This window comes from Gluconacetobacter aggeris (assembly GCF_014174395.1).
In the GTDB taxonomy this organism is placed as follows: Bacteria; Pseudomonadota; Alphaproteobacteria; order Acetobacterales; family Acetobacteraceae; genus Gluconacetobacter; species Gluconacetobacter aggeris.
The window spans coordinates 57,335-70,591 of sequence record NZ_JABEQD010000015.1 but is presented as its reverse complement, the minus strand read 5'-3'; the positions used below and the strand labels follow the sequence as shown (position 1 = coordinate 70,591).

General features: G+C 61.0%; 15 protein-coding genes. 10 read left to right on the top strand and 5 right to left on the bottom strand.

All coding sequences use genetic code 11. The features are described from left to right. The first annotated feature begins 800 nt into the window (after window positions 1–800). The 5 genes from ssb (at window position 801) to HLH36_RS16725 (ending at window position 3,875) form a co-directional block, all read left to right on the top strand. Complete coding sequence (ssb, locus tag HLH36_RS16745) at window positions 801–1,274, top strand: single-stranded DNA-binding protein (protein WP_182987448.1); 474 nt, start codon at window positions 801–803, stop codon at window positions 1,272–1,274. Window positions 1,275–1,688: 414 nt separating this feature from the next. Next, a complete protein-coding gene (locus HLH36_RS16740; protein ID WP_182987447.1) occupies window positions 1,689–2,246 on the top strand; it encodes a hypothetical protein in 558 nt (185 codons plus the stop codon). A 124-nt stretch (window positions 2,247–2,370) separates the two neighbouring features. Beyond that, window positions 2,371–2,559, top strand: coding sequence for a type II toxin-antitoxin system Phd/YefM family antitoxin (locus tag HLH36_RS16735; protein ID WP_246376993.1), 189 nt, complete (start codon window positions 2,371–2,373; stop codon window positions 2,557–2,559). Continuing rightward, complete coding sequence (locus HLH36_RS16730) at window positions 2,549–2,836, top strand: type II toxin-antitoxin system RelE family toxin (RefSeq protein WP_182973676.1); 288 nt, start codon at window positions 2,549–2,551, stop codon at window positions 2,834–2,836. The genes HLH36_RS16735 and HLH36_RS16730 overlap by 11 nt, the downstream gene beginning before the upstream one ends. Before the next feature lie 244 nt (window positions 2,837–3,080). Then, window positions 3,081–3,875 carry a hypothetical protein gene (locus HLH36_RS16725; RefSeq protein WP_182987446.1) on the top strand — a complete coding sequence of 265 codons (795 nt, stop codon included), beginning with the start codon at window positions 3,081–3,083 and terminating at the stop codon, window positions 3,873–3,875. A 158-nt stretch (window positions 3,876–4,033) separates the two neighbouring features. Here HLH36_RS16725 and HLH36_RS16720 read toward each other — a convergent pair whose 3' ends face one another. Then, a complete protein-coding gene (locus HLH36_RS16720; RefSeq protein WP_182987445.1) occupies window positions 4,034–4,408 on the bottom strand; it encodes a hypothetical protein in 375 nt (124 codons plus the stop codon). A 334-nt stretch (window positions 4,409–4,742) separates the two neighbouring features. Here HLH36_RS16720 and HLH36_RS16715 point away from each other — a divergent pair, with 334 nt between their 5' ends. From HLH36_RS16715 to HLH36_RS20125, 3 genes are all read left to right on the top strand, one after another. After that, window positions 4,743–5,237: a hypothetical protein gene (locus tag HLH36_RS16715; protein WP_182987444.1), complete on the top strand. Its 495-nt coding sequence runs from the start codon at window positions 4,743–4,745 to the stop codon at window positions 5,235–5,237. 585 nt (window positions 5,238–5,822) lie between these two features. Next, window positions 5,823–6,497, top strand: coding sequence for a hypothetical protein (locus HLH36_RS16710; protein ID WP_182987443.1), 675 nt, complete (start codon window positions 5,823–5,825; stop codon window positions 6,495–6,497). Window positions 6,498–6,827: 330 nt separating this feature from the next. Further along, window positions 6,828–6,953, top strand: coding sequence for a hypothetical protein (locus tag HLH36_RS20125; RefSeq protein WP_259657216.1), 126 nt, complete (start codon window positions 6,828–6,830; stop codon window positions 6,951–6,953). Window positions 6,954–7,942: 989 nt separating this feature from the next. Here the strand turns inward: HLH36_RS20125 and HLH36_RS16705 are convergent. The 4 genes from HLH36_RS16705 to HLH36_RS16690 all read right to left on the bottom strand — a co-directional run bounded on the left by HLH36_RS16705 (window position 7,943) and on the right by HLH36_RS16690 (window position 10,642). Continuing rightward, entirely contained in the window at window positions 7,943–8,584 is a 642-nt protein-coding gene (locus HLH36_RS16705; RefSeq protein WP_182973680.1) for a hypothetical protein, read from the bottom strand. Next, window positions 8,572–9,354, bottom strand: coding sequence for a hypothetical protein (locus HLH36_RS16700; RefSeq protein ID WP_182973681.1), 783 nt, complete (start codon window positions 9,352–9,354; stop codon window positions 8,572–8,574). Before HLH36_RS16700 ends, HLH36_RS16705 begins: the two co-directional genes overlap by 13 nt. Window positions 9,355–9,440: 86 nt before the next feature. Continuing rightward, on the bottom strand, window positions 9,441–10,346 hold the full coding sequence (locus HLH36_RS16695) for a hypothetical protein (RefSeq protein WP_182987442.1): 906 nt from the start codon (window positions 10,344–10,346) through the stop codon (window positions 9,441–9,443). Next, window positions 10,322–10,642 carry a hypothetical protein gene (locus tag HLH36_RS16690; protein WP_182987441.1) on the bottom strand — a complete coding sequence of 107 codons (321 nt, stop codon included), beginning with the start codon at window positions 10,640–10,642 and terminating at the stop codon, window positions 10,322–10,324. Before HLH36_RS16690 ends, HLH36_RS16695 begins: the two co-directional genes overlap by 25 nt. Window positions 10,643–11,592: 950 nt before the next feature. Here HLH36_RS16690 and HLH36_RS16685 point away from each other — a divergent pair. Further along, a complete protein-coding gene (locus tag HLH36_RS16685; RefSeq protein ID WP_182987440.1) occupies window positions 11,593–12,129 on the top strand; it encodes a hypothetical protein in 537 nt (178 codons plus the stop codon). A gap of 520 nt (window positions 12,130–12,649) precedes the next feature. Then, window positions 12,650–13,075 carry a helix-turn-helix domain-containing protein gene (locus tag HLH36_RS20300; protein WP_182987439.1) on the top strand — a complete coding sequence of 142 codons (426 nt, stop codon included), beginning with the start codon at window positions 12,650–12,652 and terminating at the stop codon, window positions 13,073–13,075. Window positions 13,076–13,257 lie beyond the last annotated feature (182 nt).

Here is a 13,257-nt window from a genome sequence, read left to right as displayed (position 1 = left end):
AGGAAGAACGTAACCGTTCATAACAATTGGCGCTGTTATCGGCAATGTTTGGCAGTGATCGTGACGCTGCTCACACCTGAGACGCATGGGCGCCCCTTCGGGGTTCGCTCGCCCAGGCCCTCTAGGCGGTCGAGCCGCCAAGAGGGATCGAGCCCCCTGCGGGGTCTCGCCGCTTTCGCGCTAATGCTCTCCTCCGGGCCGTGGGCTGTGCTGCGTGTCGGCGGGGCGGGGGAGTAATGGGCGGCGAGGGGAGTGTGACGGCTCCTCGACCCCCCTGACACGCCTGCGGCGCGTCAGGGGGGCACGCTCCGGGGATTACGCACCGCATCCAGCTCCAGTGTGACAACAGCCCGTGCGGTCTATCAACAGGGGAACGACCCTCGCCGCGCCTGGGCCACCCCGCGTTCATCGCAGGCCCTGCGGTCCCGCGCTGTCCGCAGGGCGACCGGCTTGCTCAGGCCGCTCCCCTGTTGACAGACCACCCGGCCCGTCGTCTTGCCGAAGGCAGGATGTGGCTCAGAAAAGCGCTCCATCCCCTGCGCTCTCGTCACCGTCGCGGGCGCTCGCCGCCCCGCACCCCGGCAGCGATGTGGTCTAGTAAAGCAATCGGTTTCGTTCAGTGGCGCAAGCAAGAAAAGCGGAAATAATACAAATAAATATCGCCATTATTGGCGGGTTTATGCCGTTTTCTCTTGCTGGAACTCGGCAATCTGTACTATTCTTTTCTTGTCGAGAGGGATTGGCCCTCGGCAAGGCCAGAATAGCTGGTTCGGAAATACTGTAGATGTGGAGTGTAGATAATGGCCGGTTCCGTCAACAAAGTGATCCTCGTGGGCAACCTGGGCAAGGACCCCGAAATCCGTCAGGCGCAGAGTGGTGCGAAGATCGTCTCCCTGACGCTGGCGACCAGCGACACCTGGAACGACAAGGCGTCCGGGGAGCGCCGCGAGAAGACGGAATGGCACCGCGTCGTCATCTACAACGAGCGCATCGCCGATGTCGCGGAACGCTTCCTCCGCAAGGGGCGCAAGGTCTTTCTCGAGGGATCACTCCAGACCCGCAAGTGGACCGACCAGTCGGGCCAGGAACGCTACACAACCGAGGTGGTGGTCGACCGCTTCCGGGGTGACCTGGTGCTTCTGGACAGCAACCGCGGCGAGGGTGAGGACTTTGGGGGCGGGCAATCCGCGAGTGCCCCGGCGTCTCGTGGCAATGCTGGGCGTTCGCCGGCAACCGCAGGTCGGCCGGACCTTGATGACGAGGTCCCGTTCTAAATCCTTCGGACGGACGGGCGGCCGCGCGCAAGAGTGGCCACCGCGCCTATCTCATTGAACAACCAATACGCCGGTGGCCCAATGTTGCCTTCTCACCTTTTCGGAAACCGCCCAACGTCGGCCTCTCTCGCGCTGTTGCTTCATCTGCGCCGCGAGATGGAGCGGATCGAGGCGGCGTCAGTGGTCCCGTTGGACCCGACCGATCTGGTCGACCATGCTTCCGTCGCAATCGCCAACGCTCGCCGATCTGGTCTCGACGCGGTTCACAAGCATTATTGGCGGGAAGCAACGAGGGTTGTTCGCTCCCTTCTGCGGTCCAATGCCGGCCGCGCGGCTCTCGCGAGCGTCGGACTGGCCGGTGACACGCCGGCACAGGTCCTCTCCTGTACATCTCGCTGAGTGAGGGCTGATTCAATGGGCAAGAACGAGACCGCGGCTCGTAACCTCCTGGACGCCGCGTATCGCACGATAAACGCGGACTCTGGACACGCCATGGACGCGGAGGCGTTGTTTGCCAGCCTCTTCTTTGAACTTGGACCTGAAGCGTTAACGCCCCAGGCCCTCGATCGCCTTGGCCGCCTCTATCTCGAATACTGCGCAAACTTCGGCGTCAGCCCGGTTATGAGCGACGCAAAGCCAGATGTGGGAACCGGCGGCGACCTGCCGGCGACGCCGTTGTCGCCGGTCGGCGTCATGATGCCGCTTGAGGTGCCCGACACGACGCGCCACTTGGGAGCGAGCGATGCGCAGGGCCGCGCATCCGTGAGCGCGTTGTGGTCGAGGATACGCGATCTGGTCGCAGACGCCGTCCGCGACGCCACTATGCAGGCTGACGGGGCTGCCGAAGCGCATGCCCATTATCGAGAGCGGTTCACCCGCTTCGAGGCCGGCGTGACTTGGGGGAAGGCGTTTATCGGGCGGTTCAGGGAGCCGTGCAGATCGGCGGTTCAGGCTCGCTCCGTTGGAAAGTAGCCTTGAAGATACCTGTTCAGAGACCTATTATTAGACCTGTAAACCGATCATATCAGAGGCGCAGATGGTATATCCAATCCTTGCCGAGGTTGCGGCCAGTGTGTCCGAACTCAAAAGGAACCCAATGGCGACGGTCGCCGCTGGGGACGGCGCTCCGGTCGCGATCCTCAATCGCAATGAGCCAGCTTTCTACTGCGTGCCGGCGTCGGTCTATGCCAGCATGGTCGAGCGCCTTGAAGACGCCGAACTCAATGCAATTGCGGATGCTCGCCAGGGCGAGCCCGTGATCCCGGTCGTGCTCGATGAGCTATAAGCTCGCCTTTCTCGATTCCGCTCTCAAGGAATGGGGCAAACTGGACGGGACCACGCGCGGAGCCTTCAAGAAAAAGCTCGCCGAGCGTTGCGAAGTGCCCCGCGTCCCGTCAGCACAGCTCTCAGGCAGCCGCGACAGATACAAAATCAAGCTCAGGGGCGTTGGGTACAGGCTCGTTTATGAAGTCCGCGATACGGAAATCGTGATCGTCGTCATTGCCATCGGACGACGCGACCGCAACGAAGTCTACAAGACCGCAGGGCGGAGAGCGGACTGATGCAAGCGCCCATGGTGGGACCGTATGTGAGTTCCGTCCTGACAGGTGACGCGCGGAGGGTCTTGTCCAATAGTAAAGGTCGTGTCTAACGGGATCGAACTCTACACTAAATGCAAATTATCTCGGTGATGTTCTCGCATAGATATTGACTATTATTTGATTGCTGTACTACAATTACAACATTCGCAGAGAATGTAGGCGAAACGGGCGCCTCGCCGTTCATCAGGGGCAGGAACCATAGCATATGGACCTCGGACTCAGCACGCTGACCGATGACCAGCTCGTCGAGCTGGTGCGCGCCATTTCGGCCGAGATGGCCCAGCGAAATCCGGCTGTCCTCGACGCCGCCAAGCGAGCGATAATGGACGTTGTGGCCCAGGCCACACAGAGCCAGGACATGACCTGGTCGATCAAAAAATGGCTCGGAAAGATGGTGGTCGACCATCTCGGCGAGGGCTGGAAACTCAACGTCTGGAATGCACGCGATCGGGACGAAACCCGGGTTTATCTCGAGCACGCGGGTACCGACCGGCGTGGGCGCGACGCCATGAAATATTGTTATTACGTCACTGGCGGTGAAAAATTCCCGCCCGGCTCGCTGTCCCTGGTCAATGGCAGCAACAACAGGACCGCTGACAACACCATCGTCAAGATTGTCGCCAAAAGCGCATTCGCGCGCTTTCCCACAGGCGTCACCATCGAGTGCGACCGGGCCGCACAGACAGATTACGCTACACCCCCAGAGCCGGTTGAACTCACCGAATATGTCGAGAAACTTGCCATCCGGGCACACTACAAGTCGGAGCGCGATGCTGAGCGGGAGCGGATCTGGGCCGAGGAACTGGAATCCGTGCGTGCCGAAATCGCTGCGCTTGCAGCGCAGCGGGGCCGGCGCATATGGGGCCCGTATCCGACCGTCAACGACCTCGGGACAACTGACCCGGATTACACGCGCCTCAAGCAGGATAATGACGCCGCGACCGAGCGGGCGCGCGCCAGGCTGGAAGCGTGGGATGCCGAACACCCGGAGCCAAACTGATGGATAATCCGAAGGGCAGGGGCGCATTGGCGTCCCCTCTCGCCGCCTTGGTGGCCCGTGCCGCGGCCAGTCTTCCGACCGAGACTGGCGCGACCGCAGCCGCCGGCGCCCAGCGCCAGAATGGCGGGTTTACCGTAATTCTTGCCGACGTTTCGTCATCAATGGCGGAATACGCCGGCGCGCGCCGTAAATGCGACATTCTGGACGATGCCATCGCTCCGGCCGTCAGGGACGGGGCCCACGTCGTCGCTTTCGGGAGTTACGTCAAGGACCTGCCAGCAGGGGCGCGCCTCCCTCCGCCGGCAGGAAGCACGGCGCTGCATCTCGCTCTGCGTCACGTCGAGGCCACGCGTCCGCGCCGCCTGGTCGTCGTAAGTGACGGAAGACCCGACGACCCCGCCGCCGCCCTGCGGGCGGCCGATCGGCTCGGATATGTGCGCATCGACGTGATCTACTGTGGACCCGATCACGATGGCGAAGCGCTGCGATTCATGCAGCGCCTCGCGCGGGGCGGCGGCACCGCCTCTGCTCACGATATGGCACGCGAGCCCCAGAGGCTTGCCAACACCCTCAAACGCCTCGCCGGGCCAGCCGGAAATTGACAAATCACCCCAACCGCCGCCCAGGTGCGGATCATGCAAACCGGCATCTCGTGCGCAGAACATATCTCGCATTCTGCATCGGGGCGGGCCTTCAGCCCGCAGACGTCGAACGCCTGCTCCTCGCTCGCGGCCATGCCATGACCGCCGACCGGCTGCGCGCTCTCGGCCGGCAAGCCGACCCTGGCGCCGCTATCACAGCCACGGAGCTCTACGATCTAGTCTCCGCATGGGCACAGGAGCAGGCCGCGAAGCGAGGGGACCGCAAATGACGAAACTAACTCACCTTACGCTTAATACCGGCCATCTCACCCGCACATCCCGCGAAGATGTCGACCAGGTCGTCGTCGATGCGCTCCTCCCGATCGTCGACGCGGACGGTGGACCGATACCAGGTATCCCCGGCTGGTATCTCGACTTCATGCGTCCCCTCAACCCGGACCGGTCCGCACCGGTCAATGGTGCGGCCTTCTTCCAGATTGCCGACCAGCCAGGGCGCAGCCCTCTTCCTGCCGTCCTCGCTGTCGCGTGCTGGAAGGAAAACATGGCGCCCGCAGCCTGGAAGCAGATCATCCAGGGCTACACCGTCCTCGAGCCGGCACTCCGCTCCGCCGGCATCTGGCGCGCTCCGCCTCCCGCACACCCACGCCATACCCCCTGGCTCGTGGTCGCCCTCACACCCTTCATCGCCCTCGCAGACGCCGAAAACGCCAAGGCTTTCGGTGATCTCGAGCGCGCTGTCGCCTGGGCTCTCGCCCTCTGATCTGCCTACCCGGCCCCGCTATCGGTGGGCCGGCGATCGGGCGTTCCCCTGCGCTGCGCTCCGGGTCGCGTGACCCGGGCTCCGCCCCGAGCCCCCTGCGGGGTCTCGGCCATTCGGCGGATCCCGCTAACGCGCTGCGTGGGCGGCGCCGCGTGGCAAGCATGCCGGCAGAGTAATGGGCGGCGAGGGGAGGAAGACGGCTCCTCGAAGCCGCCCGTGAGCAGCACACCGTTGTTCGGCAGAGCCATGTCCGGCGTGGACGCGCTTCGCGCGGCCTACGGCTGCGGCGTGCTACGCCGCATCCACGCTGTGAGCGTATTGTGCAGTGCTATACTGCCTGCTTAAGAAGCATAGAAGCCTGAGAGGTCAGGTATCCGTCAATGTTATAATCTTGTTGGACGATGAATATTTATATTGGCATGAGTCTGGTACATGCCTTAACGGCTAGGTATGCAATATTACTTATATTCATTCGGCCGGAATGCAGCTATTCTTTTTCTTGTCGAGAGGGATTGGCCCTCCGAGCGCCCCGGCCGGGAACTTCCCCTTCCCGTCCGGGACTTCGCCAGAATGAAGGATAATTTCATGTCCGACGCAGCCAACGCTATGAACCAAGCCATGACCGCCGCGCAAGAGAAGAAGGGCACGCGCAAGGTCGCGCCGCAGGCCCGCAAGGCCGCCGCCGCCCGCCAGCGCACGCAGGCCCTTTCCGCTCCGACGCTGGCCGATATCCTGCGCCTCGTCCCCAACGACGACCAGATGGCCAAGATCGTCGCCGCGTTCGGCGTGGAGAGCGGTGACGTGGACGAGCTGACCGGCGCGGGCTCGAACCTGATCCGTGACCAGTATGCGCTCCTGTCGCCCGTGCTCGTCTCCACCATCCGGGGGGAGGCGAATTATCAGGGCCTCAAGCTGCATCTCGATCGCGTCGTGGATGGTCTGATCCGTTCCGCCTACGGCGCCGCCAATTTCTACGAAAACCGCCGCATGATCGCCAAGGACGCCGCCGATAGCTGGGCCAACCAGCACCGCGACGAAGACCGCATGGGCGTGGATGGCGGCGAAAACCGCGTTGCCGGGCTCCGACGCATCGCGGCTGAGAACGGCGCCAAAGCCTACGCACTGGCCGCTGTCGCCGCCGGCGCCTGCGCCGCCTATGCCGAACTCATGGGTGCCGAATGGATGCCCTACCAGCCCAACAACGGCCGCACCCTCGACCAGAAAGTGGCCGCCGCGCAGGCCGAAGCCCTCGGCTTCTGACCACCACGCCGGGCCGCCCACCGCGGCCCGGCAGCCGTCATGGAGATTTCCTTGCGACCATTTCTGCGCCGCATTTTGCGCTCACTTTTACCGCCGCCCCAAGTGCCGAAGCACAAGGAAGACCGGTTCAAGGCCCTTGCCGGGGTGCTCCAGACAATCGCTCTCAGCACATGGGGCCTCGGTCTCGTCTCTCCCCTTATCGCAGGAGCCGGTACCATCACCCCCCGCAAGGTCGTGGTGGCCCTTGTGCTCGGGGTCGCGTTCGAACTCGCATCTTTGACACTGCTCGCCTACGTCCCATATGATGATGCGAGTAAGGGAGGCTAGACCATGGACACCATGACTCAGGGATTCCTTTATATCCTCATTCCGGCAGCCGTGCTGACGGTTTGTCTCGGTCTCGCAATCGGCCCTCTTGCGGATCGCCTTGCGAAGTATCGCAAGGCGCTGCGATAGCAGCGCAAGACAATTCCAATACGAAGGGCGGCCGACGGCCGCCCTTTTTATTTTCTGACCTTCAATTGACGATCCGTCGTACGCTCGACCGCGAAAGCGTTCTTTCCACGGGCCGCGTTGCCCCCGTTTACCACATATCCACCGGCCGCGATCCAGACTCTTGGCGGTCGATCGCGGCCGGTGGATATGCTCCGGCGTCCCTGCGGGACGCCTCCGGCCCTGCGGGCTGGAAAACGGGGACAACGCTCCGGTCGGCGGAGCCGGCCACAGTCAACCGCCCTTCATCTCCCGGATGAAGCCCAGTCCGGAACTCGCCGCGCGCGGCGCCCTCGCCGGTCTGAAAGGCTTTGGCGGCGGCATCCGTCGCGGCTATCGCCCAATTGGTTTTTCTCGCTCTGCTCGCCTATATCCCGGACGACTCCCGAAAGAGGACTGACACATGGACGGTTTTTTGCGCGCGATCGTGCTTGTCGCCTTGCCGTTCTGCCTGGCAGTCGGACTCTTCGCCCTCGCTTTGGGGCCAATTGCCAACCGGCTTTCCCAGTTACGCGAGACGCTGCGATAGCAACACCACCAGCGCTTTTCGCCGAAAGGCGGCCGTCGGTCGCTCTTTTATGCGCCGCCCCTCAATTGAAGACGGGTCGTACGCTCGACCGCGACACCGCTCTTCCCGCGGGCCACGTTGCCCCCGTTTGCCACATATCCACCGGCCGCGATCCAGACTCTTGGCGGTCGATCGCGGCCGGTGGATATGCTCCGGCGCCCCCGTGGGGCGCCTCCGGCCCTCCGGGCTGGAAAACGGGGACAACGCTCAGGCCAGCGGGACAGGCCCTGTCCGCTCCGAGGCGCCGTTGATTGATATTTCCGGCGGTGCCAGGGCGCGGGCAATTCCTCGGGCGCGCGGAGGGCGGCAGTCGAACTCCCCCGCTTGCCTCCGGAACCGCGGGACGAACCTGGACCAAAATGGACACAATCCTTCCCCGCTGCTTTCAGCGCGCGGCCTTGGTTTGACCGGCTTCCGGGCTCCCGTTCGGCAACGGGTCCAACGCACACCACGCCATCCCGCTGGTCGGATCGCGGTGATAATTGTCCTCGCAAAAGCGGCCAGTGCGCGCAGCGTGCCAGTTCCACGTTATGCCGGTGCTGAAGCCGAGTGTTATCAGGATCGCGCCTGCCAGAATCATGCGCACGTAGGCCGCCCAGCGCGCCTCTCTGTAAAAGCGACGCTCATTGGCTGGGATCTCCTCGCGGAGCGCGTCAAAGACGCGCTCCTTGAGATCCGCCGTCAGCCCGGACACGAGCCCATCCAGCGCCACCTGGAGTTCACGCTTGCGGAAGAGTTCCTGCTTCCGAATGTTGGTCTGGGCGATCAGCGCCATCTGATTCACCTGCTCGCGGCCCGCTTCGAGGTCCGCTCGCAGGGTGCTCAACTCCTTACGTGCGCCGGCCAGCAGCGCCTCTGCGGCGGTCGTGGCATGGAACATTTGATCACATGCGTCGGCCGTCGCCTCACATTGGCGCAGGAACAGCACCCCCAAAGGGCTGTCGCGCTCGATCCCGGCATCGTGCAGGCTTGCAAGAAGGTGTTCCCGCGTTGCCTGGCGACCATCCGGGGCGGCTACGGCAGCCACAGATGCACGCCTTCCTCCTCGATATTTGCCCCGAAATCCCGCAACCATTTGACCGCCATGTGGCGCCAAAGGGGGTTTACTTGCGATCCATCCGCCTTCGGCTTGCCGGCGATCACGTCGAATACATTCAGGCCGTCGTTCTCAAGATACTTCATGCACGTCAAGGCTGGGAACACGACGGTGCGAACACCCGCATCGTGCATCGCTCGCAGCCGCTCGTCCTTGCGCAACCATGCGAAGGGATCGGAGGACCGCGAGGTGGAGCGGTACAGTCCCTCGTTGAGGAAGAGGACCGAGTCACCGTCCTTGAATGAGGACGAATCCCAGATGCGGTAGACGTGATCGAAATCGTCGCGTTCAGGCCCGGTGAAATAGGCGAATGTCGGGATTACGCCGTTCGCACGGAGAAATGCGCCAAGGTCTGATTCCGCCGCCAGTTCCTCGCTCACGCGGTCGCCGCCGCCCATGTCGATTACGATCGACGCATCCTCGGACAGCGCCTCGGCGAGTGTGTTGGCGAGCCAGATCTTGCTCGCTTCCAATTCTGCGCTCGTCGGACGATCAACGCCATAAGGCCCGTCCGACGGAAAGAGCTTCGATAGTGTCGGATTGTTCGGATCTCCGTCTGCCGCCAGTGCTGGGCGTCCCGCCTCAATTGCCCAATGCATGAAGCATGAGAGCGCCAAACTGCCTCCGCTGCGCCCACGGCCAATTCGCCAAACCGACCGACGTTGGTGCCGCTCATCGGAGCGGGGTGTGGTGTCCGGCATGCTTGCGTCGTCTCCCTTCCATGTTGCTGGCAACATGCCAGCGACAAGGAAGGCTAGCCCGATCGTTTGTGACTGCGCCCCGACGGCTAATAGAGATTCGGAATCCTCGATTTTGCGGTTTGCATGACGTACTTCTCCTCGCGGGTCATCGTCAGGTTCGTAGGGTGCTTGGCTCGAAGCAGGCGACCGACATCGCGCAGCCAGTCCTTCTCGTACTCGTAGTTACGCTTGCTGGGATATCCCGGGAGATCTCCACCAATTTCCCACCTGGCGCCTGTCGCTTTGCAGATGTCGCCCTCCTTCACAGGGGGCAACGACGGATCATGCGGCAGATAGGCGCGCGCTGATACGTATGGCGGCGGATAATACGGCAAGTCGAGCGTGACGAGAGTGGCCTGATCATTCGCTCGAGCAGGCTCAGCCGCAGGCGTTGGCTGCCGTGTCGTGGTGCCGGTCTCCGGAATGAGACCATTGGCCTCCTGTCTGGCCCGCAGTCGCTCACCAGCTTCACGCCGATACGGCTCCTCCTCTGCGGCCTGGCGACGCTTCGAAGCGGCTGCGCGGTCCGCCCGCTCCATCCTCCTGCGTAAGATGGCGTCCGTAGCAGCCGCTTCGTCTCTAACAGCGCGTGCGGCCTCGAACGCCGCGGCGCGTTCAGCCGCACGCTTGGCCGCCAGCGCTTCTTCCTCCGCTCGTTCGATTTCATGCTGTGCGCGACGAGCCTCGAGCTTCTTGCCGACGCGGTTCCACATGACCTTCGCGCAGGCAACACTGGCGAACGTGCCGTTCCTGTTCGTCAGTCCAACTTCCTCGAACCAGCGGCATAATGCCTGCCAGTTCAGGCGACGCCGCCCCCATTTCTCCAATAGCGCGTCGCGATTGAGCTCCATCCATAGCTGGAGCGACATCGCTCCATTGCTGTTCTGAAGCGCTTCCAGGGCACCGTCGAAGCCCAGTGTGGCAGCCGTCACGTCGATGCGTCCCTCACACATTGATCCATCTCCATCGACGTCACATTGGCCTCTGTTTTTCTTTCTTGTTCGAGCCTCTTGCCGACGCGGAACCAGATCATTTTCGCGCAGCGGATGTTGGCGATCTCTCCGTTGCTGTTTGTCAGGCCCTGCTCCTCGAACCACTGGCACAGAGCCCCCCAATTCATGCGGCGAGACCCCCATTCCGTTCGAATGACCTCGTAGTTCAGCTCCATCCAGAGCTGGAGCGACGTCGACCCTTTACTTTCCCTCAATGTCTTGAGTGCGCCTTCTGGACCCAACGTCGCCGCCGGCATCGTGGAGTGCCTCCCCGCTTCATTGAAGCCTGCTTATATCAGACGCTTCGGTCGATAACAATTGGACTCTGACGATATCGGATTCGCTGCGCTAAGAGAGCAGAACGGTAACAAATGGGAAACAGAAAAACTCTTTCTCCATACACAAATGCACCCTTTCGGGTGCGGCCCCTGCGGGGCCAAAGGGCGTTCGGGAAGACTCGGATCGTTGATCCTGCAGCGGACGCCGTATGTTACCAAGCTGGGCGCGCGCACGCGTCGTGACCACCGCGCTCGGGCGCACCGATGCATACGACCAAAGACCATCCCACGGTGACACCGGCTGGCCTTGAATTCTCCATCGTCCGGCTGGAGGCCAGAACCCGGCATATGCCGTCCGCACAGAGAGTCGAAGCTCAGGTGAGTGTGGGCCCTTTTCAGAAGAGGCGAGCGCTCATGGAATTGATGCCGAGGCTGCTTCCCGCGGAGATCATGGCCGAGGCCTGCAGACATGATCTTGAGCATGGAAGGAACGCAGTGTCCGGCCGCAATCGCTCTCTTCGCTGAAACTTTGCTCTAATAGAGCGAGCGCTCCGGAACGGATTGCGGTGGCAGTTTGATCCGCTGTCCTGACAGAGGATATGACAAGCGCGGTCGCATCGTCAGTCGTGCGCCGGGGGTTGATCGAGCCTGAAGGGGGGCGTTAAGAGCCAGAAGCACCGGTTGTTGGGATGTGCGGAGTTGGCCGGGGGGCTCGAGTCGTAAACTCGGGCGTGGAGCAGATGAGGCGTGGTTAGCACAAGTGTCGACGTAGTATGAGCGAGTGTTGGACTAAGGGGGCTGGATATTGGTTGCTAATTACTAATATATGAGTGTTCTAGTGCATTACTATATTGCGCATAGATCAAATATTCATAGAAAGACATTAATATAATAAATATTACCGAATAAAATAATGAGTGAGACGTGTAATGACTTTTAAATCTGCCAAGATAAGGTACCGATCTTTTTTGGTTGCCGCAAGAGACGCGGTAGAGCTAGAATGGAAAGCAAAGTACCCGTCTATAAGAATTGTGGGAATCGACCAAGTCGCAATAAAACATGCGAACGAGCGATGGGTATATGAAGAGAATAGGCCGCGAGTTTTTAACTGGTTCTATATAAATGAGCACTATAGTAAATATATTAGAAAAATTGACGTGGCTATTTGGCACGGAGCAGATTTGTGCGGAATGGCTATTGGAAAGGCATCCAGAGGAAAGAATGCAGAAAATTCAAACGTCACAATTGAATTTATTCAGGGGGCTCCTGGTAGTATAAACCCTATAAAAGGAAACGTAGCACCCATATCTGTAGAGGTGTTTAACAATTTTGGCTTCCTGACTGACAAGCGTGTAGTTTATTTGGAGAGTCCATTGCCTGCTGTTGTGCCATACTATACCAATATTGGATTTTCCATTGACGCGAGCGCTCCAAAGGGTCTACGTATGAAAAAAGAGATTATATGAGTTCGAAACCTTTTGGGTGACAAAATGTCAATCAGATTTGATGGTGTCGATCGGTTTATATATGAGCAGGCGTTGGAGAGGCTCAGAAAAAGGCGGCAGGAAACGCCCGTTTTTTCTGCGGAGCAGCTAAGGTATGCTGAGAGTCATGAAAATTATCAAGTAGGCTCAGTAGCTGAGCAGACTCGCTACTGAGCCAGTATTTTTCACATCCTTCCGAGAATATTTCTTTCTGCTACGCTTTGAGAGAGACTTGCGGTGGTTCAGCGAGTCTATTCAAAGGGTCCTTTGTAGCAGCGCGCGGGGCTAACGTATGAAACGGCCGCGTTAGGGAAAATCTGTTATAGATGTGACCCGCTCACGAGCTTGAATCTCGATGATTCGATTGTGCATGGAACCGTGTTGATGCTGTCGCCGCGTGCGGAAGGGCAGCGTCAGAAGGACCGCGCGTTCTTGGATATGGTGCCAATGCCGCTCGCCGCCGAAGGCTTTACGGCTCGCGTCGGCCGGGCGAAAATCGCGCATGAACCACACCCATCTGCATAGCCGGCGCCCACGCAGCGACATGGCCCGGGAGATCGGCACTCGGATCCGCGAGAGACGGGATGCGCTAGGCCTTACTGTTGCCGAAGTCAGCCGGGCGCTTGGCCTCAGTAGCGGGGCGGTTTCGCAATACGAGACTGGTCGCGCCGCTCCGAAGCAGGAGAAGATTGAAGCGCTTGCCGAGGTGCTGGGCACGTCGCCAGAGTGGCTTATGACCGGGCATGAGCCGGAGCATCTTGGCTATGCGCAGAGCGCAGCCGAAATTCGGATGCTGGCTCTCATGAGAAGGATTCCGGCGAGACTCCACCCCATTGTACTTGCTGCGGTGAAAGGTATCGCTGATGCGGAGCCGTCGCCAGAAGGCCAAATGGCACGCCCGAGCCGAGGTGATCGCTCGCCTTCGTGAGTGCCCCGCCCATATCACTTCTCGGCGCCGGCAGGATGGCGAATCAAATAGCCGGTCCGACGCGTCGATTGCGACTGTGACGCGCCCCTGGGCGCATCCTTAGCAACATGGCACCGGCCGGGCCGCAGTCACAAAGATGCTCCGGACAATAGCGGCATCATCCACCGCTTGGGGCGCGTTAC

Coding starts and splice junctions, on each gene's coding strand:
- HLH36_RS16700 (WP_182973681.1), bottom strand. CDS start 9,354: ATGCCGGACACCACACCCCGCTCCGATGAGCGGCACCAACGTCGGTCG.
- HLH36_RS16695 (WP_182987442.1), bottom strand. CDS start 10,346: ATGTGTGAGGGACGCATCGACGTGACGGCTGCCACACTGGGCTTCGAC.
- HLH36_RS16730 (WP_182973676.1), top strand. CDS start 2,549: ATGAGCTATAAGCTCGCCTTTCTCGATTCCGCTCTCAAGGAATGGGGC.
- HLH36_RS16725 (WP_182987446.1), top strand. CDS start 3,081: ATGGACCTCGGACTCAGCACGCTGACCGATGACCAGCTCGTCGAGCTG.
- HLH36_RS16740 (WP_182987447.1), top strand. CDS start 1,689: ATGGGCAAGAACGAGACCGCGGCTCGTAACCTCCTGGACGCCGCGTAT.
- HLH36_RS16685 (WP_182987440.1), top strand. CDS start 11,593: ATGACTTTTAAATCTGCCAAGATAAGGTACCGATCTTTTTTGGTTGCC.
- ssb (WP_182987448.1), top strand. CDS start 801: ATGGCCGGTTCCGTCAACAAAGTGATCCTCGTGGGCAACCTGGGCAAG.
- HLH36_RS16735 (WP_246376993.1), top strand. CDS start 2,371: ATGGCGACGGTCGCCGCTGGGGACGGCGCTCCGGTCGCGATCCTCAAT.
- HLH36_RS16690 (WP_182987441.1), bottom strand. CDS start 10,642: ATGCCGGCGGCGACGTTGGGTCCAGAAGGCGCACTCAAGACATTGAGG.
- HLH36_RS20300 (WP_182987439.1), top strand. CDS start 12,650: ATGAACCACACCCATCTGCATAGCCGGCGCCCACGCAGCGACATGGCC.
- HLH36_RS16715 (WP_182987444.1), top strand. CDS start 4,743: ATGACGAAACTAACTCACCTTACGCTTAATACCGGCCATCTCACCCGC.
- HLH36_RS16710 (WP_182987443.1), top strand. CDS start 5,823: ATGTCCGACGCAGCCAACGCTATGAACCAAGCCATGACCGCCGCGCAA.
- HLH36_RS20125 (WP_259657216.1), top strand. CDS start 6,828: ATGGACACCATGACTCAGGGATTCCTTTATATCCTCATTCCGGCAGCC.